Annotated in this window: 17 protein-coding genes and 2 tRNA genes; 9 read left to right on the forward strand and 10 right to left on the reverse strand. The window is 38.1% G+C overall.

From position 1 onward, the window contains the following. The first annotated feature begins 48 nt into the window (after positions 1–48). Entirely contained in the window at positions 49–1,980 is a 1,932-nt protein-coding gene (locus JL102_RS09210; RefSeq protein ID WP_202244095.1) for a PKD domain-containing protein, read from the forward strand. A gap of 86 nt (positions 1,981–2,066) precedes the next feature. On the opposite strand, the gene JL102_RS09215 is transcribed toward JL102_RS09210, so the two are convergent. The 4 genes from JL102_RS09215 to JL102_RS09230 form a co-directional block, all read right to left on the reverse strand. Further along, entirely contained in the window at positions 2,067–3,110 is a 1,044-nt protein-coding gene (locus JL102_RS09215) for a UDP-glucose--hexose-1-phosphate uridylyltransferase (RefSeq protein WP_202244096.1), read from the reverse strand. A 512-nt stretch (positions 3,111–3,622) separates the two neighbouring features. Next, positions 3,623–4,051, reverse strand: a complete 429-nt coding sequence (locus JL102_RS09220; RefSeq protein WP_202244097.1) for a hypothetical protein — start codon at positions 4,049–4,051, stop codon at positions 3,623–3,625. A gap of 23 nt (positions 4,052–4,074) precedes the next feature. Then, positions 4,075–4,650: a chorismate--pyruvate lyase family protein gene (locus tag JL102_RS09225; RefSeq protein ID WP_202244098.1), complete on the reverse strand. Its 576-nt coding sequence runs from the start codon at positions 4,648–4,650 to the stop codon at positions 4,075–4,077. Further along, positions 4,647–5,354 carry a class I SAM-dependent methyltransferase gene (locus tag JL102_RS09230; protein WP_202244099.1) on the reverse strand — a complete coding sequence of 236 codons (708 nt, stop codon included), beginning with the start codon at positions 5,352–5,354 and terminating at the stop codon, positions 4,647–4,649. The genes JL102_RS09225 and JL102_RS09230 overlap by 4 nt, the downstream gene beginning before the upstream one ends. Positions 5,355–5,945: 591 nt before the next feature. Here JL102_RS09230 and JL102_RS09235 point away from each other — a divergent pair. Both JL102_RS09235 and JL102_RS09240 read left to right on the forward strand, forming a co-directional pair. Beyond that, a complete protein-coding gene (locus JL102_RS09235; protein WP_202244100.1) occupies positions 5,946–6,830 on the forward strand; it encodes an alpha/beta fold hydrolase in 885 nt (294 codons plus the stop codon). Positions 6,831–7,320: 490 nt separating this feature from the next. Further along, positions 7,321–8,199, forward strand: coding sequence for an alpha/beta fold hydrolase (locus JL102_RS09240; RefSeq protein ID WP_202244101.1), 879 nt, complete (start codon positions 7,321–7,323; stop codon positions 8,197–8,199). A 51-nt stretch (positions 8,200–8,250) separates the two neighbouring features. On the opposite strand, the gene JL102_RS09245 is transcribed toward JL102_RS09240, so the two are convergent. Together JL102_RS09245 and JL102_RS09250 are read right to left on the reverse strand one after the other, a co-directional pair. Continuing rightward, positions 8,251–8,323 (reverse strand) — tRNA-Lys (locus JL102_RS09245). A 190-nt stretch (positions 8,324–8,513) separates the two neighbouring features. Further along, positions 8,514–8,586, reverse strand: a tRNA-Lys gene (locus tag JL102_RS09250). 216 nt (positions 8,587–8,802) lie between these two features. Between JL102_RS09250 and JL102_RS09255 the strand changes: the two genes are divergently transcribed. Then, positions 8,803–9,531 (forward strand): tetratricopeptide repeat protein, encoded by a 729-nt coding sequence (locus tag JL102_RS09255; RefSeq protein ID WP_202244102.1) that lies wholly within the window; start codon positions 8,803–8,805, stop codon positions 9,529–9,531. Here JL102_RS09255 and JL102_RS09260 read toward each other — a convergent pair whose 3' ends face one another. Then, on the reverse strand, positions 9,532–12,201 hold the full coding sequence (locus JL102_RS09260) for a T9SS type B sorting domain-containing protein (protein WP_202244103.1): 2,670 nt from the start codon (positions 12,199–12,201) through the stop codon (positions 9,532–9,534). Between the two features lie 118 nt (positions 12,202–12,319). Here JL102_RS09260 and rlmD point away from each other — a divergent pair, with 118 nt between their 5' ends. The 3 genes from rlmD to JL102_RS09275 all read left to right on the forward strand — a co-directional run bounded on the left by rlmD (position 12,320) and on the right by JL102_RS09275 (position 14,537). Continuing rightward, a complete protein-coding gene (gene rlmD, locus JL102_RS09265; protein ID WP_202244104.1) occupies positions 12,320–13,741 on the forward strand; it encodes a 23S rRNA (uracil(1939)-C(5))-methyltransferase RlmD in 1,422 nt (473 codons plus the stop codon). Between the two features lie 153 nt (positions 13,742–13,894). Next, positions 13,895–14,185, forward strand: a complete 291-nt coding sequence (locus tag JL102_RS09270) for a DUF2752 domain-containing protein (protein ID WP_202244105.1) — start codon at positions 13,895–13,897, stop codon at positions 14,183–14,185. Between the two features lie 4 nt (positions 14,186–14,189). Then, positions 14,190–14,537: a TM2 domain-containing protein gene (locus tag JL102_RS09275; RefSeq protein ID WP_202244106.1), complete on the forward strand. Its 348-nt coding sequence runs from the start codon at positions 14,190–14,192 to the stop codon at positions 14,535–14,537. A 77-nt stretch (positions 14,538–14,614) separates the two neighbouring features. Here JL102_RS09275 and clpB read toward each other — a convergent pair whose 3' ends face one another. Next, positions 14,615–17,221: an ATP-dependent chaperone ClpB gene (gene clpB, locus JL102_RS09280; protein WP_202244107.1), complete on the reverse strand. Its 2,607-nt coding sequence runs from the start codon at positions 17,219–17,221 to the stop codon at positions 14,615–14,617. A gap of 277 nt (positions 17,222–17,498) precedes the next feature. Here clpB and JL102_RS09285 point away from each other — a divergent pair, with 277 nt between their 5' ends. After that, on the forward strand, positions 17,499–17,930 hold the full coding sequence (locus JL102_RS09285) for an acyl-CoA thioesterase (protein WP_202244108.1): 432 nt from the start codon (positions 17,499–17,501) through the stop codon (positions 17,928–17,930). A 43-nt stretch (positions 17,931–17,973) separates the two neighbouring features. Then, positions 17,974–19,020, forward strand: a complete 1,047-nt coding sequence (rlmN, locus tag JL102_RS09290) for a 23S rRNA (adenine(2503)-C(2))-methyltransferase RlmN (RefSeq protein WP_202244109.1) — start codon at positions 17,974–17,976, stop codon at positions 19,018–19,020. Positions 19,021–19,075: 55 nt separating this feature from the next. Here rlmN and JL102_RS09295 read toward each other — a convergent pair whose 3' ends face one another. Both JL102_RS09295 and JL102_RS09300 read right to left on the reverse strand, forming a co-directional pair. Beyond that, positions 19,076–19,993 carry a rhomboid family intramembrane serine protease gene (locus JL102_RS09295; RefSeq protein ID WP_202244110.1) on the reverse strand — a complete coding sequence of 306 codons (918 nt, stop codon included), beginning with the start codon at positions 19,991–19,993 and terminating at the stop codon, positions 19,076–19,078. A 1-nt stretch (position 19,994) separates the two neighbouring features. After that, on the reverse strand, positions 19,995–20,792 hold the full coding sequence (locus JL102_RS09300) for a rhomboid family intramembrane serine protease (protein ID WP_237390530.1): 798 nt from the start codon (positions 20,790–20,792) through the stop codon (positions 19,995–19,997).

The raw sequence follows: 20,792 nt of genomic DNA on the forward strand, positions 1-20,792 counted from the left end.
TAGGGGATTTTAATAGTGAACTGGTCTACTAATAAAATCTTCTATAATATGAAAAAATCACTAAAACCATTATTGACCACCCTAATCAGCCTGGTCATATTCACCTTAAGCCATGCTCATTCCGGCACTTATGCCCTTGATTCGGGATATGTGTGCAACGCCGGCTTCACCTACAAAGTAGATACCACAGGAGTACCTACCTATACCTTTACCGCCAAAGAAACTGATCCTAACTTAAGCTACTCTTGGAATTTTGAAGATCAGGGCTATGCCTCAGGTAGAGAGGTAGAGCATATTTTCTTCGATGGAGGCATTTGGAGTGTTTACCTTACTGTATCTAACGGAACTGACAGTTGCACTACTTCTCAGCAGATAACGGCTATAGCGCCCGATCAGTGCTATTTCAACTATGAAAAAATTTCAGACGCTACCATAAAAGTATCTACCTATTCCCCTTCCACCCATAAGCTACCCTACAGCTTTGATTTTGGAGATGGCACCGTAGTATTAGATACAATGAGTAGCCCTATAAAAGATTTTTATCATACGTATGATTCCGCCGGAACTTATCAAGTATGTATTTACAAAGGTAGCACTGCCGCTGACTCTTGCAGCTATTGCCGAGCTTTTGACATAGGAAACCCTACTCCTACAGACACCACAGGGTGTGACGCATCATTTACAGTTAACCAGATTAACAACTCCAATTACGTATTTAGAGCCCTCCAAAGAGACTCCGTTAACCAGTACACATGGAGAATAAACGGCAGTAAAGCAGGTAATGCTCTAGATTTAAATTACTCCTTTACAGAAAAAGGATTGTACACCGTAAGTCTTGCGATAGGTGATAGTTCTAATAGTTGCTATTATTCCACATCAATTAATATCCAATCTCTGATAGATTGTAATTTCAGCTATGACAGTATAGCTCCTCTTACTTATCGTTTTTATACTTCCGAAGAAGAAGACGTTTCGTACTTGTGGGATTTAGGAAATGGAATCACCTATGATTCTTCTTCAATGTTCATACATACATTTAGCGACACCGGTACTTATAACGTATGCCTTTTGAAAACCGATAGTATCGACAGCTGCCAATATTGTAATGAGATCATTGTTGGTCCGCTAGAAAGGGATAGTTTATATATAGATGGTAATGTCTACGCTGACCTAATGCCCGTTTTTGAAGGAACCGTAGAGCTTTACAGAAAAGATAGTAGCGAGTGGCACAAGATCAGTCAGGTAAACTTGTCTAACGGACATTTCAGATTTAATGAACTCATGGAGGGGCAATACCTCTTATATGCCAGAGGTGATGAAGAAGTCTATGATAAATATATACCTACCTACTTTGTAAATGGTATTAATTGGAGAGATGCTTATACCTTAAATCTCACGGGTGCCATTGAAGAGGTTAAAATAACCTTAATAAAATCTTATCAATTATCTTCGCCTGGTGCCGGTACTGTATCAGGGCACCTTATAGAAGCAGAAGATGATGACTATGTGGTTATTCTTAAAGATGGTAATTCTAACAAAACATTAGGATGGGATATCACCAATAACGGAAGAGACTTTCACTTCGGCCAGTTGCCATTTGGTAAATACAGAGTAATATTAGAAAGACCCTCAGCGTCCATGTCACAAACATTTGAACTTACAGCTGAAAACCCAGATGCCAGAGGAATAGAATTAGGTCCTAACATGGTTGCTGGAGTAGAGTCTCAACTCAATGGCATTAGCGTGTACCCTACTGAGTTAAAAAGACATATAACACTAGAAAACAAAAGCTATGAGAATAAAGACTTATCGGTAGAGTTAAAAGCTATCACCGGTCGAAATTTCATTAGCACATCAGTAAATATGACAGCCGGAGAAGCTCTAAAAATGGAAGTTCCACAACTACCTTCAGGGATCTACATGCTACAATTGACTGATCAGAACGGTGAAGTTAAAATTTATAAACTCATAAAATCATAAGTTATGATCTTGCTATGTACTTTCTTTTAAGTAGAGAGGGGCTGCTTTTATGGCAGCCCCTCATTATTTTTTTATTTAAACTATACTCATTGAGCCTTATAATGAACATTACTAAGAGCCTGTAATGTCTTAGCTGCCTGCTCAGGCGTGATGTCCCTTTGAGGATTACCAAACATCTCATAGCCCACCATAAACTTCTTCACCGTCGCAGAACGTAGTAGTGGAGGATAAAAACTCATATGCCAATGCCACTCCGGATATTCTCCACCATCATAAGGAGCTTGATGAATTCCGGAAGAGTAAGGAAATGAAGTTTTAAACAGATTATCGTATCTGATAGTTAACTGCTGAATAGCTTCAGCAAAGGCCCGCTTTTCCTCTTTTGTCATCTCCGTGATATGAGCCATTTTTCTCATAGGGATAATCATAGTCTCATAAGGCCAAACTGCCCAAAAAGGCACTAAAACAACAAAATGATCATTCTTATAAATAATTCTCTCACCATCTTCCAGCTCTTGCTTCAGATAATCTTCCAGAATAGATTTACCGAGGTTATTAAAGTATTTCTCAAAGTTAATAGCTTTTTTAGCCGGTTCTACAGGAATAGACTCCTGAGCCCATATTTGCCCATGCGGGTGAGGATTAGAACACCCCATAATGCTACCTTTATTTTCAAAAATCTGGATATGATTGACATATTCTATCTCAGATAGTTCATTACATTCCTTTACCCATAGATCAACCACTCCATTAATTTCGTTAACATCTAACTCAGGAATAGTTAGGTCATGCCGAGGAGAAAAACAAATTACTTTACAGATGCCCTTTTCACTTTTTGCCTTCATTAATCCGTTATCGTATCCATCTCCTTCAAAATCAGAGGTAAGTGATGCAAAATCGTTAACAAAAGAAAAGGTATTTTTATAATCAGGATTTACTTCTCCATTTGAACGAGTATTTCCAGCACATAAATAGCAACTAGGATCGTGCTGCGGCCGATGCTCTGCACCACTCTCCTCCTGCTGTCCTTGCCAAGGCCTTTTTGCCCTATGTGGCGATACCTGTACCCACTCTCCCGTTAAAACATTGAGCCTGCGATGTGAATGATTAGAAAGATCAAAAGTTTCCATGTATGTTTCCTTTTTTAAATCACATATAAACGTAAATAATACGTTTATAATTACCAAGTATCCAGAGAGATAATAGAAGCACCTCAACTAAGGTATAGCTCTCTTTGATCCATATTATTCAATTTATATAAAATAAAACTTAAATGATCATACAAAAATATCATTTAAGAAAAGAGAGAACCTCTGAACTAAACAATGGGAGACCTCAGCCGGACCTCTACATACTTCGACAACAACAAAGCAGGTTTATTTCATTAGCAGCAATGATAACAGTTCTCTAAAAATCAATAAGCACAATAGACAAGTGAGTTCACAATGAACCTATCATGAAGTCTGTAACTAACTGACTCCTCATACTGATATCAAAACTACCATTTCAAAATCTTTTAGAACTTTACCAATAGCCGAATCTCTTATTTTTACACTTCCTAAGCCAACAGCATTTCGATAAACAAAAAAAAGGAAAGATTGCTCTTTCCCTTTTTCTTTATTTAAACTCTACAAACTATAAATTACACTTCAACTTTAGCTTCTTTTTTGAACCATTCCTTTGCTTGGTTAGCTGTAGAAAACATACCAATATGAAGCGTCTTCCCACCGTACTTAGTAGACTGATTCATATAATTTTTAACAGCCATTTCTCCAAAGACATTCTCTGGTACTATAAAAGCCACATATCTAATCCCCGCCTCCAAAGCTTTAGGATTCCAGTGCGTAGCCACCCAATCCGTATCTTCCTTCTGCTGCACAGAATGAGAACGAGTGTCTGCCAACCACATAATATCCTTTCCTTCAGGCTTATACTGAATGCAATATTCTAATCCTTTTAATAAAAAGGCACGAAATTCATCACTTTTCATAAATCCAGTAAACCTGCCAATAACACATGGAGTACTTTCATCATACTCCAAAACACCCTTGCTTTTTTCTAAAAGAATCATAACTTCTTAATTTAATTTACTATTTAGTTTTTCAGCTTTTTTATTGTTGGTAAAAATGACTCTGTAATCAACGCGAATGGTAAGTCGAGCAACTTAAAAACCGACTGTCGATTCCATATTGGCATAGACAAGATATATTCTTGTCTACGCGCAAATCGTCCTTCAGGACTATAAGACATAAATGGCAAGCAAGCCATATTAAACGCACTAATAGAGAAAGGAGATCTTGTAATTCCAGGATTATTATACAATAAATTTTCACCTATAGGCTTATCTCCCAGCTCATCAAATAATGATTTGTATGCCGTATACATTTTTAACGGCACCACTGTACGGGCATATACTTGCGGATGCCCATCACCTAAAAGAAAAATCTGTCTTATATAAGCATATTCGCCCTTTATATACGGTTTTTCATATTCGGTAAGACGACCGATCCCCTCATTAATTCTCACTAATTCAAAGGTCTCATAAGTACGTCTAATACCATCACTCAGCTTATAAGCAGCCGGAGTGAGCCAATCATAAACATTATCAGGAACATCATTTGTAGACATCTCACTGACATCAACCCAATTTTGACTTTTTACTATATTCATATTCCTTTTTTTGCTATCATTCCAACTCTCTCTTTTCCATCATATCGAATCCACTCAGGTAAATGATTATTAGGGTCTCCAAAAACAAACAGTTGCTGTATGTCGAATAATGGAGAAAATACTCTATGAAGATCATCCTGATCAATATGATTGATGCTTTCTGGCAAGGCACTGGCAATAGGATTATCTACACTATAATCAGACAAGCATTCTATATAACCAGCCCATTCTTCCCCGCTCTCTTTCTTAGCCTCATATATAGGTATATAAGACTCACAATGCTTTAAATAAGGAGTAAAGCTCACCACATAAAGTTTCCCTCCATGTCTAAGCCATTTAAAGATTTTTTCGGCAGCCATCTCTATTTCAAAGGGCTTTAAAAAAGGAAATACCTGAGAGATATAGATGGCCTGAAAATAATTATCAGGAAAATTAACATATGGAAAATTCACTTCCATTGTAGTCAGTCTACTCTCCTGAGTAACAGGAACGCGCTTCTCTAAACTATTCAGGTGTTCTTTATTAATATCGATAGCCACCACTTCCAATCCTTTCCGCAAGGCCGGCAGTGTAGCTACTCCATAAGCAGCTCCAACATCGAGCACTGGCCCTAGTCCCACTTGAGAATCTAATATAAATTTCTTCCCTATCTCAGGGAGCTCATATGTAAATCCTCTTTTATTTTTAGTTACCGCCGTAGACATATTGACATTTCTAATGAAACAAATATTCTACTATAATAATACCTATTTTAACACCAGTTCATGCTTATAGCATTCAAAAGTCACATCAAAAAGTAAAATCCATAAATTGAACTCTAACGATAATTATATAAAGCAATATCCCCTTTAAAGGTATCAGAGCCTTACAATCACAAATTACATTTTATTATTAAGATGAAATTTTAGCTTATCTGACAGGTAGAATTTCAATTTTTAAACAAAAACCACCATATACCTACAATACCCTACATACTTCTACTTAGAAAACTCTTCCAATTCATGATTTTATCCTATTTCTTAAGTAGTCGCAGACTCAAAGTATTAAAAGAGTAGCTTTAATCACGATTCATGATAGATATTGGAAATAGGCCTTTCTTTCATCAGGCAAATCCATAGACCGCCAGAATCAAATTACTCACAACGCACTAAACATCAATTGTTTAAAGAAAAATTTCTCTCCTATTATAAGTAAGAGCACCACAAGAGTAAGGTCTGCTTTTAGTTTTGGTTGACCTCAATGCCTCGAGCAAATTAATTTTACATTTTCAAATCACAAATATTAAACAATTGAAAATGAGAAATTTAAAATTTTCTATCCTAGCATTGTTTGCTCTTATTTTTTTTAGCTGCGAAGACAACAGCACCGAAACTTATCAACCCAACCTTTCCCAAAATACCCCATCCTCTTCTATTCAAGAATCATCTGAAACCAATGCCAAGAAAAAAGGAAACAAGAAATTTTTACTGGTACATGGAGCATGGCACCCAGAAGGATCATGGAATAAGATGGTAGTAGGTCTTGAAAAATTTGGCAATGAAGTATATACCGTACAATTACCAGGCCTTGGCACAGACAGAACACCTATTAATGAAGTTACACTTGCAACACATGTAAACGCCGTTACTGCAAAAATGCAGGAAATAGGAAGCGGAATAACGTTGGTAGGTCATTCTTATGGAGGAGTAGTTATTTCTCAGGCAGCAGAAAATCTCAGCTCATATGTAGATCAAGTAGTGTACGTTTCTGCTTTTATGCTACTAGACGGTCAGAGTTTATTTGATATAGCCGCTACTGATGTTAATTCTGTAGTCACTCAAAACATAGTTATCACTGGTGACAGTGTTTTTATACCAGAAAATGCGTATGAAAATGCTTTTTACAATTATGGACAAAACAGCAATAATAAAAACATTACTGAAGATATATACTTTATAAAGACATTGCTTGTACCACAACCTTTGGCAACATTCACCACCCCGGTTTCTTTGTCATCTGCCTATAACAGCCTGGATAAAGTGTACATCTCCTGCACTGATGATCGGGCTATTACGCCACAAGCTCAGCAAAATATGTATTCCAATTATCCTGATGTAGATGTGTACACTATACAAAATGCAGATCACTCTCCATTTATTTCAAGGCCAAATCAATTACTAAATATATTGAAAGGTCTGTAGATATATAAATAGTGAAAGGCCGATTAATCTCATTAGTCGGCCTTTCATTTCACTCAAGGTTCTCAAACGAACATCTTTCAAAATTTTAGGCACTCCCCCTTCAAGAAAGGTTTACTTTCAAACCACAGCACCACCTAACTGAAAAATACAATCAACACTATTAAGCACCCCGACACGTATATTCTCTAAAAGCAATTATACCTAGAAATACAAGCCCCGTTACTTACACAATTCTCATATAGGCTTGAAAAAAGAGTCGATTTAGTCATTGTTCGGCCCCATGCCGCTACCTAAGGATATATAGTAAAAAAAAGCTGCCAGTATAGATAACCTTACAAAAGACCTCAGATCATATAAACACTCTCATAAAATAGGGTAAAACAGTATTATATGGAATTGCTAAACCGAGTAAGTTATCATTTCATATTCATTTGATTGCCACGTCTTGCAGCTCTTACTTTTGCACAATAACCAACATAAATATTTCATTATGAAGAAAGTTTTACAACTAACCTTGATTATCTGTGCATTAACCACTTTTAGCTGTGAGGATAATCACCACGAATACCTACCTAAACCCCCTGCGGACGAATTCACCTCCGCGCTTCAAGAAAAACCCTCCAATACAAGAATGACCACCAGTAGAAAATTTCTATTGGTACATGGCGCCTGGCACCCTGAAGGATCTTGGTTTAAAATCGTAAAAGGATTAGAAAGATTAGGGCATCAGGTTTTCACGGTACAACTTCCAGGACTTGGCACAGACAAGACAGCCATTAAGGATGTAACCTTAGCTTCACATGTAAATGTTGTTACCAAGAAAATGAGAGAAATAGGGCGCGGTATTATCTTGGTCGGTCATTCTTACGGAGGCGTTGTAATTTCTCAAGCCGCAGAAAATCTATCTTCACATGTTGACCTTCTCATATACGTATCTGCTTTTCTATTATCTGACGGTCAAAATCTTTTGGATATTGCCTCTTTAGACACAGAATCGATAGTAACACAGAACATTATTATAAACGGTGATAGCGTGTATATTCCTGAAAGCTCTTACATAGACGCCTTTTATAATCTGACTTACGCCATTGATAAACCAAGGCTAGAACTGGATATAGAACTAATGACTACCCTGCTAGTACCCCAGCCGTTAAAAACATTCACCACACCTGTATCACTTGGTAGCAATTTCAAAAAAATAAAGAAAATCTATATAGCCTGCCTGCTAGATCAGGCCATTACACCCAGAGCACAGCGGTATATGTGCAACCAGTACCCTGATATCATTATTCGTGCTATTAGGTATTCAGACCACTCGCCCTTTTTGAGCAGGCCTCAAAAATTAATTGAGCTGCTTACCGCTATATAAAGCAACTTTTAAAACAAAAAAGCCACTCAGAATTTTCTAAGTGGCTTTTTGTGATCCCGCTGGGGCTCGAACCCAGGACCCTCTCCTTAAAAGGGAGATGCTCTACCAACTGAGCTACGGAATCTTAACAGATATTCTAAAAGCTTATGCTGAAGCTTTTATGAATAGGGCTGCAAAAGTAATACTTTCTACGTGAAATGCAAACTTAAGATCTAACTATTAAGAAAAAAGATTAAAAAAATCTTATCCTTTTCCTCTCAGGATCAGCACTTTACAATAAAAAACCACCTAGACTTTTCTAAGTGGTAAGGTTGTGATCCCGCTGGGGCTCGAACCCAGGACCCTCTCCTTAAAAGGGAGATGCTCTACCAACTGAGCTACGGAATCATACCATTTTTTCAGCTAAAGGAACCTTTTAAAGACCCTTTTTGTGAATGGAGATGCAAAAGTAATGCTTCAGATCTAAAATACAAAAGCTTCAGTTTAAAAAAAATAAAAAATTACTCTTAAACCTCTAAAATCACCGTTCCAGCAATCTTAGCGCAGATATCACGTTAAAAAAAATTGAACCATTATATTTGCAGCTGATTAATAGTATTCAATATGCGTTTATTCTTCATTATTTCGTTTGTGTGCTTTATTGCTTCTTTTTCTAAAGCGGAAAACCAGGCTGACTCAACTCTTCTGGAGGCTGACTCACTTTTTAATGCTAAAAAATTTACCGAATCGTTTAAGGTTTATGAGCATCTGCTTACCACTGAAAAGAAGGCATCTGCAGCCATGCTTTTGAAAATGGCTTATATAAAAGAGGGACTAGGGGATTATAGCATGGCCCTTTATTACCTTAACTTGTATTATTTACAAACATCAGATAAGAAAGTGCTTTCAAAAATGGAAGAATTAGCTGATAAAAAAGACTTGAAAGGCTATAATTATGCTGATTTTGAATTTTTTGAAACGGTATTTTTCAAGTATTTCAACCCAATTATATATACTCTCTTAGCCATTTCAATACTATTATTTGCTATAGCAATACGATATAAAAAGAAAAGTGAATACAGTCCCGTCATTCCTGTGATCTTAAACATTTTAGTGCTGGCACTACTATTTTACACCTTAAACTTTGGTAGAGAGTATCACAAAGGCATAGTAGTACAGTCTAACACCTATCTAATGGAAGGACCTTCTGCTGGCGCTGAAGTAATAGCTATTATAGGTAAAGGTCACAGACTACCCGTATATAAAAATCACGATGTATGGACTCAGACAGAATGGCAAGGCAAGAAAGCTTTTATCAAAACGAATAAAATAAAGAAGGTGAATTTCATGTAATTACTTCATTAAAGTGAGTGATCCCCTGTAGCGAACATTAGAATATTGAATGTAGTAATAATATATGCCAGATGGAACAGCACCGCCGTACCATTTAAATTCACGATCATTGCTGGTAAACACCTCTTGCCCCCATCTATTGAAAATAACCACCTCTTCAAATTTTCCTGCGCAGTTATCTAAAGGCAGTATATTCTGTAATTCAGTTGTACCTTCAACTTTTTTATACATACCAAAGTAATCGTTTAAACCGTCACCATTAGCAGGCGTAAAAAAATTAGGAGGCAAAAATTGGTCGCTTTTATTATAAATATCCTTTATAGTTACATTCACCCTCAAGGTATCAGCATCAGGAAAATAGCAGTGATCATCAGCCAAAACAAATTCTAACAAATATTGCGACTCACTCTCTCCCATCAAGTCTGCACAAACTGGCGTCCAGGTAAAATCGGCACTTACCTCTCCTATTGCCCTAACATCATTAAACTGATAATTAAGTCCAATATCTTTATTTATCAACCTTAACAGCAAAGCATCTCCCTCATCATCCTGCCCCATTAAACCTAAAGAAATGCTTTCTCCTACCGTTGTAGTGACACTACCCCCTTGCAAAACCGTTTCTCCCTTCGCCATAATGTGTAAATCAAGATCGCTATTAGGAGGGGGGTATAAAATAAAATCCACTATTAGGGTATCTCTGTTGGTAATATCGCATTTATCTTCGTCTTCAGCGAAAAAATAAATACGGAGAGAATCTTTTTCTTCAAAGGAAAAGAGGTCACAGCTTAAATCCCACACAAACTCTGTACTCAACTGAGTAGGGCTAGTCCCTCCTTCTCCAACGGCACCCGCGTAGGTAATTCCATAATCAGTCATATTAAAATTTGCTCCCACGGCCTTCAGCACAGTGAGGTCACCATCTTGATCAAGCGCACTTACATTAAAACGAATGACATTATTCAAATTAGCGGTAAAGCGAACATACTCCGTGGTCAGCGCAAAATCACTACCATACACTTCCGGCTCACTATTAAAGGGGAGGTTAACCTTAAGATTAAGTGTAAGAAGTACCGGATCTTCATATTCACAATCATCTTTATCTTCTACATACACCAATATTTCAAATTCAGTCTTACCATCAAAACTTACCTTCTGACAATCATAATTCCATTCAAGCCACGCCTCTAGTAATCCGGCCTCATTCCTTCTATTAACTATTGATAGACCATAATCCTCTAGTGCAAAGCCAATGGGTTCGATCATAAAATCCATGAAATCAGCATCAGCATCTTGTCCTAAAATATTTATCACCTTCATGCCTCCGGCCTGCTCATTTACCTCCACATACCTGGAAACCGTGTTAGAATAAGCACCACTACCATCTTCTCTATGCGATATTTCTGGTAGCTCGTTAGCCGGTGGCTCTATCAGTACTGTGAGCCTGACCGTATCTTGCAAAGGCTGCGGACAAGTATGATCGAGACCTATAAAATCAATATCAAACGGCAAACCTTGCTCTGGCGGACAATCATTAAAACAAACTTTGGCTCTCAATTGATCTCCTGAAGGCGAGCGGCCGGTAATATTAATAGTGTAATTTTCATCTTCAAACCCCACCGGATCAAGGTTAAAATTTACCCTACCTCCCTTGGCATCGCGAACTTCAAATTCTACGCATTTATCATCATCAGCCAAAAACTCAAGCACATCACCTTCTTTATAAGTACTTCCATCTTCCAGCTTAATACTTAACTCAGGTGCCTCACCAGGTGCTACACAATCCACCACTACCATCTGAAAATCTCGCCGCACCTCACCTATTTTTCTTTTATCACGATACTCTTCACATTTCACCGCAAACACAAAAAGCCCTTGCTCCATAGGTGTTACCCTAAGCAACCCATCATCAGTGATGTAAAGGTCTGGATTACCATGCATAATATTATCTATTCCATAACTCCCCCTCCACTGCACAGTAGGATACGGCGCACTTGAAGGAGGCTGCGGATGTGGTTCTGCAGAAGGTGTATTGAGAGGCTCTACCAAGCTGTATACTAGAGAGTCTCCATCTACATCACTACCTTTGAAGTCTGCATAAAAACTACGTCCAACACAAGCATAATCACTAATAGGGGGAAATAATTGGGGAGATGAGTTAATAAATCGCTTGCCATTTTTAATTAATGGAGGTATTTCCAAGTAAAACGTTTGTCCGGCAGCCACTCCGGCCGCATCAGGATCTTCTGATAAAATATTCTGAATAGTATAATTCCTGCAGCACCTCTGCCATGTAATGTAATAACCAGAAGGACTGGTATACTCATTAGGATCAAGAGTAACCAGCGAAGAAAATACCATACGAGTGGTATTCACCAAGGCATCTTTTTGGCAATCAGGCAAACTATAAATCACCTTTGCCTCACTCCTAAAAGGCAATGATACCTCCCTAATCCGCACATTATCACTCTTCCGATAAATCCACGCTACAGGGGTAGGGTCATACTTAGCGCCAGGATTCCCATTAATCTCATCGAAGTAAATAATAAGGTTTAACCTATAAGTATTTCCAGAAAGATAGACTAATTCAAATTCACCCCCTACGATATGAGAGGCAAATGAGCTAGCTTTGCAGATTATCAGAAAGCAAATAAGTAGAAAACTTCTTTTCATGAGGGTTGAAGAGATTAAGTTTTTCTGATTATCATAAAATATTTATTAATATAAAATTAGTAACATTCATTTTCTGAAAGAGCGAAACGTTCCAAAATACCAAAGCATAAGTACAAGCATGAAGTTAAAAAATAAAATTTTAAAAAATATAAAAATTGAAGGTATTGCAGCAGAGGGCAAGTGCATTACCAGGTATGACGGACAAGTTATATTCGTAACTGGTGTAGCTCCTGGTGATATTGCGGACATTAAAGTAATTAGAAAGAAAAAATCCTTTCTAGAGGCTATACCTGTAAACATTCATGAATACTCATCTCTACGTGCGGAACCTTTCTGCGAACATTTCGGGACCTGTGGCGGCTGCAAATGGCAACACATTAACTACCAAACACAACTGGACTACAAACACCAGCAAGTAATAGACAACCTGGAGCGCATAGCTAAAATACCATTACCAGAAGCTAAAAGAATATTAAGCTCGGAAGAAACTCAATACTACAGAAATAAGCTTGAGTTTACTTTTTCCAACAAACGATGGCTAACTACTGAAGAAATCTCGCAGGATGAGGACTTGGATCGTGATGCATTAGGCTTCCACATCCCTAAAAGATTCGACAAAATTCTAGATATCAATCATTGTTACTTACAGCCTGAGCCTTCTAATGACATACGCCTTACGGTAAAGGAAGTCGCCAAAGCGCATCAAATACCTTTCTTCGATCTAATTACACAAGAAGGATACCTTAGAAACCTGATTATAAGAAACACAATAAGTGGCGAAGTGATGGTGATTTTGCAAGTAGCAGGAGATAACAATGAATACCTAAACACCATTTTAGATACTCTAAAGAATAAGTTTCCTCAGATCACATCTCTCAATTATGTAATCAATACTAAAAAGAATGAAACGTTTAATGATCTGGAAGTAGTCACCTACCATGGCCTGCCATATATCACAGAGCAAATGCAACTACCAGATGCTCCAGAAAAGCATGTTAAATTTCAAATAGGCCCTAAATCATTTTTCCAGACTAACGCCAAACAAGCTGAAGCCCTATATAAGAAAGCCTGGGAAATGGCAAAACTCACTGGAGAGGAATTAGTATATGACTTATATACCGGCACTGGCACCATAGCCAATTACGTAGCAGGAAATGCGAAAGAAGTAATAGGAATAGAATACGTAGAAGCCGCCATTGAAGATGCTAAGGTAAACTCTGAAATCAACAATATCAGCAACACTAAATTTTATGCTGGAGACATGAAAGATCTGCTCACGGACAATTTCATAGCTGAGCATGGCAGACCTGACGTGGTAATTACCGATCCTCCACGGGCCGGCATGCACCCCGATGTATGTGACGTACTAATAAATACCAGACCTCAAAGAATAGTGTATGTTAGCTGTAACCCTGCTACACAAGCAAGAGACCTTGCTATTTTAGGTGAATATTATAAAGTGACCGATGTGCAACCTGTTGATATGTTCCCTCACACTTATCATGTGGAAAACATAGTAGCCTTGGAACTTAAAGGATAGTAGCTACTATTAAAAAGAGCGCCAGTTACTCTACTAGCGCTCTTTTTATTTATAAGCCATACTCACCTGCTTAAAACCAAAACACACCACTTATCATCAGATTCCAACCCTAATCTATTATTTCTCGTTAAAAAATTAATCAGAATTTAATCATTGAAAAAAGGGATAAGACATATACCTATAGAGGCAATCATCTGGACGGCCTCACTAATTTATCTGGCATTTATTTCTCCAGAAAAACAGCATTTTACTTTATGTCCCTTAAAAAACCTTAGCCTCTTTTTTTGTCCGGGTTGTGGACTGGGTCAATCCATCTCCCTGGCATTTCATGGTCAATTTATAGCTTCCCTGAAAGCTCACCCCTTAGGTATATTCGCTATAATAGTGCTATGCTTCAGGGTTGCAACTCTTTTGAAAACTCAATTTATAACAACAAATAATTAAAACTATGGCAAATACATATGATTACATGCCCGAAGTGGAGGGCGAAGAACTGGCTTATCTACAAATGATAATAGGTTCTTTACCTGAAGAAAAGGCATCTAAATTTTTCTCTGTGTACCGAGCGAGAAGAAGGAAGCCTCAAGAAACATTGCTCTTTGCTATTTTAGGCCTATTCTGTATTGCTGGAATCCAGCGTTTTGCTCTCAACCAAATAGGCATGGGGCTACTGTATTTCTTTACAGGAGGGCTTTGTTATGTAGGCACTATATTAGACATAATAAATTACCAAAAATTATCTTTTGAATATAACCGTCAGATAGCTGATGACATTAAAATAACTATGGGTATTTAAGCTCTGAACAAAAAAATGGCTCCGGGAACCACCCCGGAGCCTGTTCAACCTAAACCCAGTTTACCAACTTCACATTCCTAAACTTCAACTTCATCAAGATTTATAAATTCTATTTCATTGCCTTCATTAAGGTTAACGCCAACAATAGCATCTTTATTGACCTTACCCGCTAAAATATCTTTAGATAATTCATTTAATATCTCTCTTTGTATGACTCTTTTAAGTGGTCGAGCACCAAATTGAGGATCGAAACCTACCCGAGCCAAGTGATCCAACACTGAATCAGAAACCTCAAGTTTCACGCCAGACTCTTCTAGTCGCTTTCTAATAATCTTAAATTGTATATCTACAATCTTTCTGATATCAGATTTAGACAATGGCCTGAACATGATCGTTTCATCCACTCTGTTAAGAAATTCTGGTCTCACTGACTTTTTCAGTAATTCAAAAACCTGATGCTTAGTGGCGTCTATCACCTGTTCTAAATTATCATCATTAAGACCTTCAAAGTTATCCTGAATAATTCCCGAGCCTATGTTAGTAGTCATAATAATGATAGTGTTTTTAAAATTAGCCACACGACCTTTATTATCAGTAAGCCTACCATCATCCAGCACTTGTAGCAGTATGTTAAACACGTCAGGGTGAGCCTTTTCTATCTCATCGAGTAGTATCACTGAGTAAGGCTTTCTTCTCACTGCTTCAGTAAGCTGACCACCTTCATCGTACCCTACATATCCCGGAGGCGCTCCTACCAACCTACTCACCGCATGCCTTTCCTGGTACTCTGACATGTCTATCCTCACCATAGCATTTTCATCATTGAAGAGGTATTCCGCCAAGGCTTTAGAAAGTTCTGTTTTACCTACACCTGTAGTTCCTAAGAATATAAACGAACCAATAGGTCTTTTTGGATCTTGGAGCCCTGCCCTACTTCTTCTCACAGCATCGGAAAGTGCTTGGATAGCCTCTTCTTGCCCAGCTACACGCTTACCAAGCTCCTGCTCTAGCTGTAGAAGCTTTTCACGATCACTTTGTAGCATTTTCGCAACAGGTATGCCCGTCCATCTGGCTACTACTTCGGCAATATCCTCACTGTCCACCTCCTCTTTCATAAGGCCATCACCTTTCATCTCAGCCATTTTCTGCTGGTTATCCTCTAGCTGTTTCTGCGCTTCTACCAGTTTTCCATATCTGATCTCAGCTACCTTACCAAAGTCACCAGACTTCTCTGCTTGTTCAGCCTCAAACTTCAGCTTATCAATACTCTCCTTCTGCTCCCTGATGCCTTGTACTACCGCTTTTTCATTCTCCCATCTAGCCTTTAGATCATTTCGGGTTTCGGTAAGATCAGCTATTTCTTTAGTCAATAATCTTTCTTTTTCTTTATCCTTTTCTCGTCTGATCGCCTCACGTTCGATCTCCAGCTGCATGATTTTTCGATTCAATTCATCAAGCTCTTCAGGCAGGGAATCCATCTCCAATCGCAGCTTAGAAGCCGCTTCATCCATCAAATCAATGGCCTTATCTGGCAAATGCCTATCTGAAATATATCTATTCGAAAGCTCGACAGCTGCAATTACTGCATCATCCTTAATTCTTACTCCATGGTGTATCTCATATTTATCTTTAATACCCCTCAGAATAGAAATAGCATCTTGAGCTGACGGCTCATTTACCATCACCGACTGGAACCTTCTTTCCAGCGCCTTATCTTTCTCTACATATTTCTGATACTCCTTAAGCGTAGTAGCTCCAATAGCATGTAGCTCACCTCTGGCCAGCGCGGGTTTGAGCAAATTAGCAGCATCCATTGCCCCTTCTCCACCACCGGCACCTATCAATGTATGAATCTCATCTATGAACAAAATAATCTGCCCATTAGAGTCCGACACTTCTTTAATTACCGCTTTTAACCTTTCTTCAAACTCTCCTTTATATTTAGCTCCCGCCACCAGAAGTCCCATATCCAGAGAGATCAATATCTTGTCTTTGAGATTTTCAGGCACATCTCCATCTACTATCCTTTGGGCCATACCTTCTACAATGGCAGTTTTACCCACTCCTGGTTCACCCAAAAGAATAGGGTTATTTTTAGTCCTTCTAGACAATATCTGAAGCACTCTTCTTATCTCTTCATCGCGACCGATTACAGGATCAATTTTTCCTGCTTTAGCCTGCTCTATCAGGTTAATGGAATATCTTTCCAAAGACCTGTATTTTGATTCTGCATTGGGATCTTTCACCGAATCTCCTCCTCTTAACTCTTTAATTCCTGTTATTAATGATTTTCTACCGAAACCTACATCTTTTAACAATGCGGCCACCTTTTCGTTTCCGCCCAACAAGCCTAACATGATGTGCTCTACAGCTATATACTCATCCCCAAACTCTTTAAGCTCCTTCTCTGCACGCTGCAAAGCACTGGCTGCATCATTAGCCAAATAAGGCTGTTGCCCACTTACTTTCGGATAGCTGTTAATGATCTCATCTAGCTTATTATCTAAGTGCAGTTGATTCACATCTAACTTCTTGATCAGAAAAGAGATCACATTTTCACCCGTCATAAGAATGGCCTTCATTAAGTGGCCTGGCTCTATAGCCTGCTGACCACCACCAGTAGCTACTTCAGCTGCTTTTTGCAGCACCTCCTGTGATTTTATGGTGTATTTATCAAAGTTCATTAACTTATAATTTATGTTTTTATGTCTTAATTCTTATCGATTCAATATGTTCTCATCAAATTCTTGCCCAACCCCTCAATTCAAGAAAAATCAGCTAAAATGACAGTTATTTTAAGAAAAAATATTACTTTAATGACATATTGTCTTGAATTAGTATGGAAATCGGACTTATCTTCCTGCTAAGAGGAAGAGGTTAATTTACCCCACTAAACCTTACCGAAGATGAATCTCTTAGCGAGGAAGGACAAAGCTTACATCTATTCCTTAATTTTACTGAATGGCAAGAGTAAAATTAACACTACCTGAAAAAAGTATATTTCAAACTGAAATAGAGGTAAGGATCACGGACCTAAATTATGGTGGACATGTAGGCAATGACAATATCTTATCTCTAATGCATGAGTGCCGCATGAGATTTCTGGCCAGTTTAGGATATAAATCCGAAATAGGCTTAGGAGAAAACATCGGCATTATCATCTCTGACGTAATCATTAGTTATAAATCAGAAAGCTTTTATGGCGATCACCTCACCGTAAACATTAGCGTAGATGATTTTAATAAGTATGGTTTCGACATGTTTTATGAGCTTATCAATAAAAAAACAGGTCAGCAGGTGGCAATAGGCAAAACAGGCATAGTGTGCATGAACTACGAAAAACGCAAGGTAAGCACCATACCAGAAACTTTCCTTCAACAGCTTCAAAAATGAACCGTATTGCCTTATCCTATGTTTGTTTATCTTTGCAAATATTATGATAGCACAAGAGGAGAAAAAGGACATAAGACAGCTCAACAGAGAGCAGATAAAGGATTACTTTGTAAGCATAGGAGAAAAGCCTTTTCGCGCCAAGCAGGTATATGAATGGCTATGGAAAAAGTCTGCTAAGGATTTTGATCAAATGACTAATATCTCCCTAGAAACTCGTGATAAATTAAAAGCAGATTTCATCATCAACCATATCGCTGTAGATCAGATGCAGCGCAGCGATGATGGCACCATTAAAAATGCGGTAAAGCTCTTTGATGGCGCTGTGGTAGAGTCTGTGCTTATTCCTACTGACACCAGAATTACCGCTTGCATCTCATCTCAGGTAGGCTGCAGTCTGGATTGCAACTTTTGTGCTACCGCCAGGCTAAAGCGCATGCGAAACCTCAATGCTGATGAGATTTATGATCAGGTTGTGGCCATAAAAGAACAAGGGGAACGCTTTATGAACCGCCCTTTGACCAATATAGTGTTTATGGGCATGGGAGAACCTCTGCTCAACTACAGCAATGTGATCGCTGCTATTGATAAGATCACCCTACCAGAGGGACTAGGCATGTCTCCTAAAAGGATTACGCTTTCTACTGTAGGCATTCCTAAAATGATTAAAAAAATGGCCGATGATGAGGTCAAGTTTAATCTGGCCGTCTCATTGCACTCAGCCATAGATGAGACCCGCTCAAAGTTAATGCCCATCAATGAAAAAAATGACCTTGAAGATCTAAAAGACTCCCTTAGATACTGGTACCATAAAACTAAAAAGAAAGTTACCTATGAGTATGTAGTATGGCGAGGCATTAATGATACCGAAAAAGAGGCTGATGCTCTTGTTAAATTCTGTAAGGTAATTCCTTCCAAAGTCAATCTTATTGAATACAACCCTATTGACGATGGAGAATTTCAGCAAGCCTCTGAGGAAGCATTAAATATTTACATAAACAAGCTCAATGCAGCCGATATAGTGGTAAATGTAAGAAGAAGCCGAGGCAAAGACATTGATGCTGCTTGCGGGCAGTTGGCCAATAAGAATTAATAAATTCTCCTTAGAGCTTAGAGTAACGACAATATAGAATCAGAAGTTTTTAAAACTAGTTATTGCTAGCATTAAATAATTTCTGCTTTTCTTCCTTAGAAAGACTGTCGTATCCTTTTTCAGATATTTTATCCAGAATAGCATCTATTTCTGCCTGATCAGATTTCTTTGAACTCACTGGACTACTACCTCCAGAAGATTGAGCTTTACTTTTTCGTGATGTTTTAGTTCTTTTATAACTTACTTTAATCTTTGGAGAAGAGGTGAAAATTCTTTTAAAGAAATACATTATGCGGATAATCCAATTTCCTAAGTCTGTTCCTTTTTGAATTTGCTTAATATAAACAAATCCCATCAGCGCCCCACCAAGATGAGCGATCTCCCCGCCAGCATTACTTCCTGTGGATTGTAAAAATGAAAGTACTACATAAAACAGAGCTATATATTTTATCTTTACCGGCCCTATAAACATTAGTACAACCGTATAATTAGGAACCAGCGTAGCCGCCGCTGCCACTACCGCAAGTACTCCTGCAGATGCACCAAACAGAATAGATACATCTACCGCCTGAGCAAAATAAGGGATAAAGTTATAAGCTACCATATAAAGCACACCACCTGCCAAGCCTCCTAAAACATACGAAGCTATGAGCTTATCACTACCCAAAAAATTGATTAATATTCGACCAAACCAATACAAAATAAGCATATTCATTAGTATATGCCAGATGCCTACATGCGTAAACATATAGGTCATTATAGTCCAGGGTCTGGTTATAAATACATCAAAATTAGCAGGCAATGCTATATAACTTAAAAGCTCCACCTGCGTCTGTGCCAGATTCATAATCACATTAAGCAGCCCGATAAGCACAAACATTACTACGTTTATGATAATGAGCTGAACGTGAGAATAATTAGGCCTATTAAAGGCATTTTTAAACTCGCCTAAAAAGCCACCATTATTGTACATCTTAATAAAATTTATTTCTTTGGCCCTGCCAAATTTTAATCATTATAAAAGCAAACACCATCCCTCCAAGGTGAGCAAAGTGAGCTACATTATCTCCGGGATTTCTGCTTAATCCAGAATACAATGCTATCCCCCCTAATATAAGGACTAAGTATTTGGCCTTAATAGGTATTGGTGGAATGAGTAACATAAGCTGGGTATTAGGAAATAGCAAACCAAAAGCCATAAGTATACCATAAACTGCGCCTGATGCACCCAGCATTTTACCACTTTTAGATGCACTCTGATAGGCCCCCATGGCTATCTCTTTACTTCTTTGAATATACGCAGGATCATCTTCATGCTTAGAGAATTCATTAGAAAAATCATACACAGAGTTATTAAAATACTCTTTATTATCTTCAGCAAAAAGAGTGAAATTATCCGCATTAGGAGCTTCCAAATAGGTATCTACAGCACTTTGAAGACTACTTACTCGCCAGTATTCTATACCATTATACAATAACCCTGCTCCAATACCTGTAACCAGGTAAAATATAAGAAACCTCTTTGGGCCCCAAAACTGCTCCAACAAAGGCCCTAGAAAAATAAGGCCGAACATATTAAACATAATATGAAATATGCCCGAATGCGCAAACATATAAGTCAGAAATTGATACGGCCTAAAATTAGGTGACTGTAGCCCCCACAGAGAAACTAACTCCGTTAAGTGCATATCACCCATTAAATACTGAAGTAAAAAAACTACTACATTTATGATCAGCAGGTTTTTAACAACCGGCGTAAGTCTCTGCATCAT

This window comes from Fulvivirga sediminis (assembly GCF_016757215.1).
GTDB lineage: Bacteria > Bacteroidota > Bacteroidia > Cytophagales > Cyclobacteriaceae > Fulvivirga > Fulvivirga sediminis.